Source organism: Methanohalophilus sp. DAL1, from assembly GCF_001683555.1.
GTDB lineage: Archaea > Halobacteriota > Methanosarcinia > Methanosarcinales > Methanosarcinaceae > Methanohalophilus > Methanohalophilus euhalobius.
Genome location: NZ_MAFX01000049.1, coordinates 85800 through 93560, shown reverse-complemented (window position 1 = coordinate 93560; position 7761 = coordinate 85800). Strand labels below are relative to the sequence as shown.

Here is a 7761-nt window from a genome sequence, read left to right as displayed (position 1 = left end):
ACCAGTAGATGCCCTCAGGTATGAATGAAGTCTTTGGTATATATGAGGCGCAGAGCTTCATATATTTATTAGGCATTGTTAGGCACTGTTATTCCCATCACACACCCATAAATTTAAATACAAATTCAAAGAAATAAGGCAGATTATCCTGTGGAAACCTGATCAGGTAGATCAAATGGACTCTAGATCCATTCAGCCGGGTTAGATTCCCGGGGTTTCCGCCAGAAAAATAGAAAGTGACGGTCTGAATATGTTGCAAAATTAGACACCTCAACAAATGTAGATGTCAGAAGTCGTCCCTATAGCCGGAGCAATCCCCTATGGAAAGGAAACCACTAGATTTACTTATAGACACCAACGGAGTGTGGCTCTCAAGGAACGGGTTACTCCATGGTGTAAAGAACTTCGAGGTGTCGAGGAACCATATTCATATCACTACTGACTGTGGAAGCCGCTTTACAGTACGCAATTCAAGAAGAAGTCGCTCTGCAAGGGCGCTACGCAACAATAAATATCGCAAAGCATGTAAAAACTGCAAGCTTTCCGATGAGCGTATTACTCGTTTTGTCACAAAAGATTTCGGCAGGGGAAGCCAGGCGCGTGTTGTCACCACTTCAAAGACGAAAAAGAGCAAAACTCCAAAAGCGGCAGTGGTAAAATCTGTTTCCAGCAAGGCAAATGAAATGCCACCTGTTGCAGAAGAGACAAAAAAAGAAAAGCCTGTAAAACCGGATTACACACCTGCCCAGAAAAAAAGGATTACAACGCTGCTTAACCCTGCAGACGACCTTAGTTCAATAAAAGAACTGCCCACCTTCAAGGAACTGGAGACAGAACTTGCTAAGAAGAGAAAACAGGACCTGCGTCAGATGTATAGGGATGACCGCAGACATCAGCTGGCCCAGCTTGAAAGGGACATTTCACTCTTTTTGATAGAAAAAGGATTCATGGAAGTACGTACTTCTGTACTGATCCCTGCCAAATTCATTGAAAGAATGGGAATCACAGAAGAAGACCCCCTCTACAAGCAGATCTTCCGGGTGGATGAGAACACATGCCTGCGACCCATGCTTGCCCCGGGATTATACAACTATCTGCACAATTTTGATAACATAATGCCCGACCCCCTCAAGATATTCGAGATAGGCACCTGTTACAGAAAAGAATCCGACGGTAAGGAACACCTTGAAGAGTTTACAATGGTTAATTTCTGCCAGATGGGTTCGGGATGTACAAGAGAAAACCTGCTGAAAATTATCGATGACCTGCTCAAATATCTTAACATCGATTACGAAGTAATCGCGGATAATTGCATGGTGTATGGGGATACCATTGACATAATGCACGCAGACATGGAAATATCTTCTGCCGTTGTGGGACCCATTCCACAGGACCTTGACTGGGGAGTGAACAAACCCTGGATGGGTGCCGGAATGGGACTTGAGAGATTGCTCAAGGTAAAGCACAAATACACAAACATCAAGCGCTCAAGCAGGTCTATTTCATACTATAACGGAATTACAACCAATCTCAGGTGAATAATTTGTTTGAAAACATGGACAATGAACAGCTGGACAAGTTTGCATCCTCAATAAGTAAAGGATACCAGCTCACGGATCAGGAGATAAGAGACCTGCTGGCCATAGAGGATGAAGAAAAGATGCAGAAGTTGTTCCATGTGGCACGCATGGTCCGTGATAACTTTTTTGGAAATAAGGTATTCCTTTACAGTTTTGTGTATTTTTCAACATATTGCAAGAATCAGTGTTCGTTTTGCTACTATAACTGTAAGAACAATATCCATCGCTACAGGCTTACCCCCGATGAGATCGAAAAGGTCTGCGAGGCCCTTGAAAATGATCCTGTCCACATGGTAGACCTGACAATGGGAGAAGACCCTTATTATCACGACCATCCAGAAAGACTGGTCAGTGCTGTGCGCAAAGTTAAGGACAAACTGGGCCTGCCTATCATGGTCTCCCCCGGAGTCGTGGGAAAAGATACTCTCAAGCAGATGTATGATAACGGGGCCAATTTCCTGGCATTGTACCAGGAAACCTATGACCAAAAATTATACAACAATCTCAGGGTAGGCCAGGTATACGACCAGAGAATAAACTGCCGCCATGATGCAAAAGAAATTGGTTACTGTGTCGAAGACGGAATTCTCACAGAAATCGAAACAGAAGCCGAATCAACCCTCATATCCCTCAAAGGCCTGCGCAAATCAAACCCCGATATGGTCCGTGTAATGACATTTGTGCCCCAGGAAGGCACGCCACTGGAAGGCCGAGAACCGGGAAGCAGCAAATCAGAACTAAAAATCATATCGATTCTGAGACTCATGTTCCCGGATAGATTAATCCCTGCATCCCTTGACCTTGAAGGCATGGAAGGTATGGTTTACCGGCTGGATGCAGGAGCAAACGTTGTGACATCCATAATCCCTTCCGGCTCCACTCTGGAAGGTGTGGTTAACTATGACAGAGAACTGACAGAACGCAATCGTGATGCATGGAGTGTCGTAGAGAAACTTCAAAGTATGGGGATGGAACCGGCAAAACAGGAAGATTTCAATCAGATACTGGGAAGGTAGAATGAAAACGATATGTCTGGTTGGAGGCAAACTGCAGGGCTTCGAAGTGGCATATCTTGCCAGGAAATCCGGGGTTCAGGTACATCTGGTCGACAGGAAAAGCAAGCCTCTGATACGTAATTGTGTGGATGGGCATTTTTGCTTTGATATTACAGAAAGGCCAGAAAGGCTCATCGAATTGTCCCGCCACTCAGATGCCATAATCCCGACAAATGAAAACCTTGACACCCTCCTCTTTTTGAAAAAAATAGAACCAGAACTGCATTGTCCCCTTCTTTTTGATTTTACCGCTTATGATACCAGTATGGACAAAAAGCGTTCAAGGGAATATTTCAAATCGATCGATATACCCATTCCTTCGGAAAAACCCAAAAATCCTCCTTATTTTGTGAAACCCCCATGTATGAGCAGCAGTAAGGGGGCACGCATAATTGACAACGACAGTGAGCTGGCAAACATTGATGATTCGATGGTCATTGAAGAATATGTACCCGGACCGGTAGTTTCACTGGAAGTGGTGGGAGATGGGAACAATTTCATGATCGGACAGCAGACACAGGTCCATATTGACCAGGAACATGATTGCCACCGGGTCACCCCTATGGAGACAGATGCAAATTTCAGGGAAATCACACACCTGCTGGCCAGCAATCTCTGCCTTAAAGGAATCATGGATGTGGAAGCAATACTCTCACCCGAAGGAATCAGGGTTATTGAGATTGATGCACGGTTTCCCAGCCAGACACCTACCGTAGTATATCACAGTGGTGGTGTGAACCTGCTTGAATGGCTAATGGAAGCTTTTGCAGGAAAAATAAGGGAAAACAAACCTCTTCCTGTGGGCAAGCAATGTAACTATGAGCACCTGAGGCCAGCCGATGGGAAACTTATCCCTGTAGGGGAACATGTTCTTTCAGGCGGTGATGACTACCGGCTATTCCATGAATCAAACGGGTTGGAAATATTCAAATGCAGTGGGGAAAAACCAACCTATACCCTGATATGCACTGGCACTACCCGGCATGAGATGTGTGACAAAAGAAAAAAAGCAATTCAACTTATCAAATCCGATATTAAGCAGTAAAAGGAGGATAAATATGGCACTACTTACACCACAAGATCTGGAAGGACTCACAAAACAGCTTGAGTACAATAACAATACTATCAAAAAAGCAACCGGAATGGACATTGCTGATATATGCAAAGAAATATACAGCACCACTCTTGACGGAGAAAAAGTAGGGATTGTGCCTATAACTTCCGGCAATGGGATCATTACCAATTTTTCGTCATCCCTGCTTACAATAACCGAATATTTCGGCCTTGAGGGTGATATAACCGAGCATCCCGATGTTACCGGGTACTATGAAGCTGTTTCCGGTAATGCCGATGTAATACTGATGGCAGATGACCACATATTTATTGCACATAATTTGAGAAACGGCAAAATTGCAACCAATCATGTATGCACCGGTGTGGTTTACGCTGAGATTGCCTCCCGTTACAAATATGCCGACTCAAAGGATATACTTGTAATCGGTCTGGGAAGAGTGGGTTATGCAGGAGCACAACATCTTATAAAAAAGAATTTCGATGTGTATGCCTATGACCCAGACCGGGAAACGATGGAAAAAGCCCGCAAGGAACTGGGCATCATACCCTATGACCCCGAAGAAGAGCACAAGTTTTCCATGGTCCTGGAGGCTACACCAAACCCCAACACGATCTCTGAAGGCATGGTGGCAGAAAGATGCCTCGTATCCACACCTGGAATCCCCTGTGGCTTACCTGAAGACATTGGGAAAAAGAACGAAATCGATCTGGTAATGGAACCACTTATGATTGGTGTGGCTTCAATGCTTTATGCGGTTATGTAAAGCAAAGAGAGCTCCTCTGACAAAAACAGGTATATTGATGGCGCTTTTGTCATTGAAAATCGAACATGAAAAGATATATATATGCTAAATGCGTAGCCAGATTACCTTTTAGAATAGAAATAAGTTTCAAGGAGTAAAGGTTATGGTTGAATATACACCCAAAGAGAGATTAGCACGCGTATTTGCAGGTAAAGAGGTAGACAGGATGCCTGCTATCTGTGCCACCCAGACAGGAACAGTAGAACAAATGGATGCAGTCGATGCTTACTGGCCAGAAGCTCACGAAGATCCTGTAAAAATGGCAGCACTGGCAGAAGCAGGACACACAGTTGTAGGATTTGAAGCTGTGCGTGTGCCTTTCGACATCACAGCAGAAGCAGAATTTTTCGGATGCGGAATCAAGCCAAGTACCAAGGAACAGCAGCCATCCGTAATCAGCCACGTTGTCAGCAAGGCCGAAGATCTCGAACAATTCGAAGGTTACAACATCGAAGACGGCAGGATCGGCAACGTATGTAAGGCAGTCAAGATCCTCGCAGACAAATACGGCGACGAACTTCCAATCATCGGCAGTATGATCGGACCATTCTCCCTCGCACAGCACCTTAATGGTGACTCCTGGTTCATGAACATCATGACCGACCAGGAATTTGGCCTCAAACTCATGGAATTCACCACTGAGTTCTGCACACAGTACGCCCTCAAGCAGGTCGAGAACGGTGCCAACACCTTTGCAATCATTGATCCAACAGCCAGTTACCAGCTTATTGGTGCTGACTTCTACAAGACTTTCGTAGTTCCATTCCACCAGAAGATTGTTGAAGCACTCCACGAGAAAGGTATACCATCCATCCTCCACATCTGCGGAGACACAACAAACGGACTTGCCATCATGGAAACCTGCGGTGTAGATGCAATCAGTGTAGACCAGAATGTCGATCCTGTAGCAGCAGTTGAAAATGTGGACAAGGCCCTTATCTTAGGTAACCTCGACCCTGTAAGTGTCCTCTGGAACCAGGGTGAAGACAATGTCGAAGGCGTCAAGGAAGAATCCAAGAAAGTTCTCGATGCAGGAGTGCAGCTTCTCGCACCGGGTTGCGGTATTGTGAGCAAGACTCCTACCCAGAACCTTCAGGCAATGATCGAAGCAGCAAAGAACTGGACATACTAAGTCCAGTCTTTTTCTCTCTTTTTTTAGAAGTCCCGAATTAGTTAATTCTTACAAACCTGCAGAGCCTTACTGCAGTATTTGTACCTGCGTTATTCTACAGAGGATTCTGATTAACGTTCCTCTCCAGAACTTCTATAAAATTTGTTCTTATAGTTGTTCTATTTGCCTGTTTTCCAGGCAATTTCCTGAAATTTACGCTTATTTTTAGATAGCTTCCGCTCTCAGGCTATCACCTTTTTTCTTTTTAGCGTCCTCATTTGATGCAAATTGAAACAAAACGCCGTCATCATCATTTTCAGATTTACTCTTTTAACCGTTGTAACCATCACTTTTCCAACTTTGAAGACGCCTTTTGTCACCGCATACACCCTTTCACAAGGCATCCTCTTTACACTAATCCTGTCATTACGCATAATCTGCCTGATATTCAACGGTTTACCTCTTACCGCTCTTTGCATCGTTGCTGCAAATCCCTTTGCCTCAACTCCAAAATATCCCTTATCCCTATACACAACTTCTCCCTTTTCTGACAGATCAACCTGAGAATCATGTACTGATGCCACAGTCGTTTGAAACCTTCGAATCAACTCATTTTCCTTATCAATAATCGTATGCAGTTTGTATCCAAAATATGATTTGCCATGTTTTTTTGACCAATTTCCATCTCTGCTTCTTCTTGTTTTTGCCTCCTCTCCTCTCAATTTATCCTGATTGGCATGTCCAGGTTCTGCAACAATAAAGGTTGCATCCTGAATCATTCCCTTCTTAATTTCCAATCCTCTACAATCAAGCTGTCTTTGTAGTTCTCCCCAGATTTGTTCTTCCAGTTCCAATTTTGTAATCCTATCCCTGAATGCCCATACAGTTGTGTCATCAGGTATTCGTTTTGGAAACCCCAGGAATTTTCTGAACGAAATGCGATCAATGCATTGTCGTTCAAGTTCTGGATCAGAAAGGCCATGCCATTGTTGTAATACAAGCATTTTGAACATCATTATAACATCATTTTCAGGTCGACCGCCTTTGTCTGTCCTGTTGGTATACATTGATTCCAGTATGGGACGAAATTGTTTCCAGTCGATCAACTTGTCTATTTCAGATAGTTTGTCACCAGCAGCTATCAAACGGTCATATTCCTGTTTCAGGGTGAAATTACTGAATGTACTCATGCAAGTAAATTTATCTTGATTAAATATAAATATTGTTGTTTAGTTTGGCTGGTAGAGGGGAGTTAATCGGAAATCTCTACAAGTTATCATAAGCTTATTAAATGCAACATAAGAGATTTTCTATAATATAGTTTTGGAAAAGTTATATATAATTCCTCTTTTATGTGTTAAATGCCTATGACTGAGGAATAACAATGAAAATCTGCATAACATCAAAAGACAATGAACCGGATTCAGATATTGAGCCCCGTTTTGGCAGAGCTCCTTATTTCATAATTGCCGACACCGACAATGGAGAATTTGAAGCAAGGGTAAACCCCGCAGCGGGTGCTACAGGTGGTGCCGGCATCCAGGCTGCACAGGAAGTCGCAAAAATGGAGGCGGATGTTTTGATCACCGGCAAAGTGGGACCCAATGCCTATGAAGTCCTTTCCACAGCAGGGATCGAAGTCGTAACCACTTCCGGTGTATCGGTAAAAGAAGGAATTGAACAGTATAATAAAGGAACTCTGGAAAAAGTATCCGGTCCAACTGCCAGGGCACATGCTGGCATGGGTCGCGGACAGGGCAGAGGGGGAAGAAAATGAAAGTATGCATACCGGCAACCGAGAACAGTGGAATAGATTCACCCGTAGGCCAGCACTTTGGTAAAGTCCCTTATTACACAATATACGACAGTGAGACCGGCAAAGTAGATGTTCTGGAGAATACCAGTGAGCATATGGGCGGTGTTGGATTGCCTCCCGAATTACTCACAAATGAAGGCGTTGAAACCATGCTCTGTGGAGGCCTGGGGTGGAAAGCCGTCCAGATGTTCGACCAGTTCGGCATCAAAGTTTTCGTGGGAGCACAGGGGAAAGTCAGGGATGCCATAGAAGACTGGAAAAATGAGAGGCTCGAGCAAGCTGGTGCAAACAACTCCTGCAGTGGACATGATCACCACTGAAA

8 protein-coding genes are annotated in these 7761 nt (G+C 44.1%); 7 read left to right on the top strand and 1 reads right to left on the bottom strand.

What is annotated here, in order from left to right; genetic code table 11:
* The first annotated feature begins 320 nt into the window (after nt 1–320).
* The 5 genes from pylS (at nt 321) to mtbA (ending at nt 5644) form a co-directional block, all read left to right on the top strand.
* Nucleotides 321–1538 carry a pyrrolysine--tRNA(Pyl) ligase gene (gene pylS / locus A9957_RS08960; RefSeq protein ID WP_292343957.1) on the top strand — a complete coding sequence of 406 codons (1218 nt, stop codon included), beginning with the start codon at nt 321–323 and terminating at the stop codon, nt 1536–1538.
* A gap of 5 nt (nt 1539–1543) precedes the next feature.
* Nucleotides 1544–2596 carry a methylornithine synthase PylB gene (gene pylB / locus A9957_RS08955; RefSeq protein ID WP_394328858.1) on the top strand — a complete coding sequence of 351 codons (1053 nt, stop codon included), beginning with the start codon at nt 1544–1546 and terminating at the stop codon, nt 2594–2596.
* 1 nt (nt 2597) lies between these two features.
* A complete protein-coding gene (pylC, locus tag A9957_RS08950; RefSeq protein WP_292343955.1) occupies nt 2598–3680 on the top strand; it encodes a 3-methylornithine--L-lysine ligase PylC in 1083 nt (360 codons plus the stop codon).
* Between the two features lie 13 nt (nt 3681–3693).
* Nucleotides 3694–4473 (top strand): 3-methylornithyl-N6-L-lysine dehydrogenase PylD, encoded by a 780-nt coding sequence (gene pylD / locus A9957_RS08945; RefSeq protein WP_292343953.1) that lies wholly within the window; start codon nt 3694–3696, stop codon nt 4471–4473.
* Nucleotides 4474–4615: 142 nt separating this feature from the next.
* Complete coding sequence (mtbA, locus tag A9957_RS08940; RefSeq protein ID WP_292343951.1) at nt 4616–5644, top strand: methylcobamide:CoM methyltransferase MtbA; 1029 nt, start codon at nt 4616–4618, stop codon at nt 5642–5644.
* A 221-nt stretch (nt 5645–5865) separates the two neighbouring features.
* On the opposite strand, the gene A9957_RS08935 is transcribed toward mtbA, so the two are convergent.
* Nucleotides 5866–6813 carry an IS5 family transposase gene (locus tag A9957_RS08935; protein ID WP_292343949.1) on the bottom strand — a complete coding sequence of 316 codons (948 nt, stop codon included), beginning with the start codon at nt 6811–6813 and terminating at the stop codon, nt 5866–5868.
* Between the two features lie 194 nt (nt 6814–7007).
* Here A9957_RS08935 and A9957_RS08930 point away from each other — a divergent pair, with 194 nt between their 5' ends.
* Nucleotides 7008–7400 (top strand): NifB/NifX family molybdenum-iron cluster-binding protein, encoded by a 393-nt coding sequence (locus A9957_RS08930; RefSeq protein WP_292343948.1) that lies wholly within the window; start codon nt 7008–7010, stop codon nt 7398–7400.
* On the top strand, nt 7397–7759 hold the full coding sequence (locus tag A9957_RS08925) for a NifB/NifX family molybdenum-iron cluster-binding protein (protein WP_096712296.1): 363 nt from the start codon (nt 7397–7399) through the stop codon (nt 7757–7759). Before A9957_RS08930 ends, A9957_RS08925 begins: the two co-directional genes overlap by 4 nt.
* Nucleotides 7760–7761: the final 2 nt, after the last annotated feature.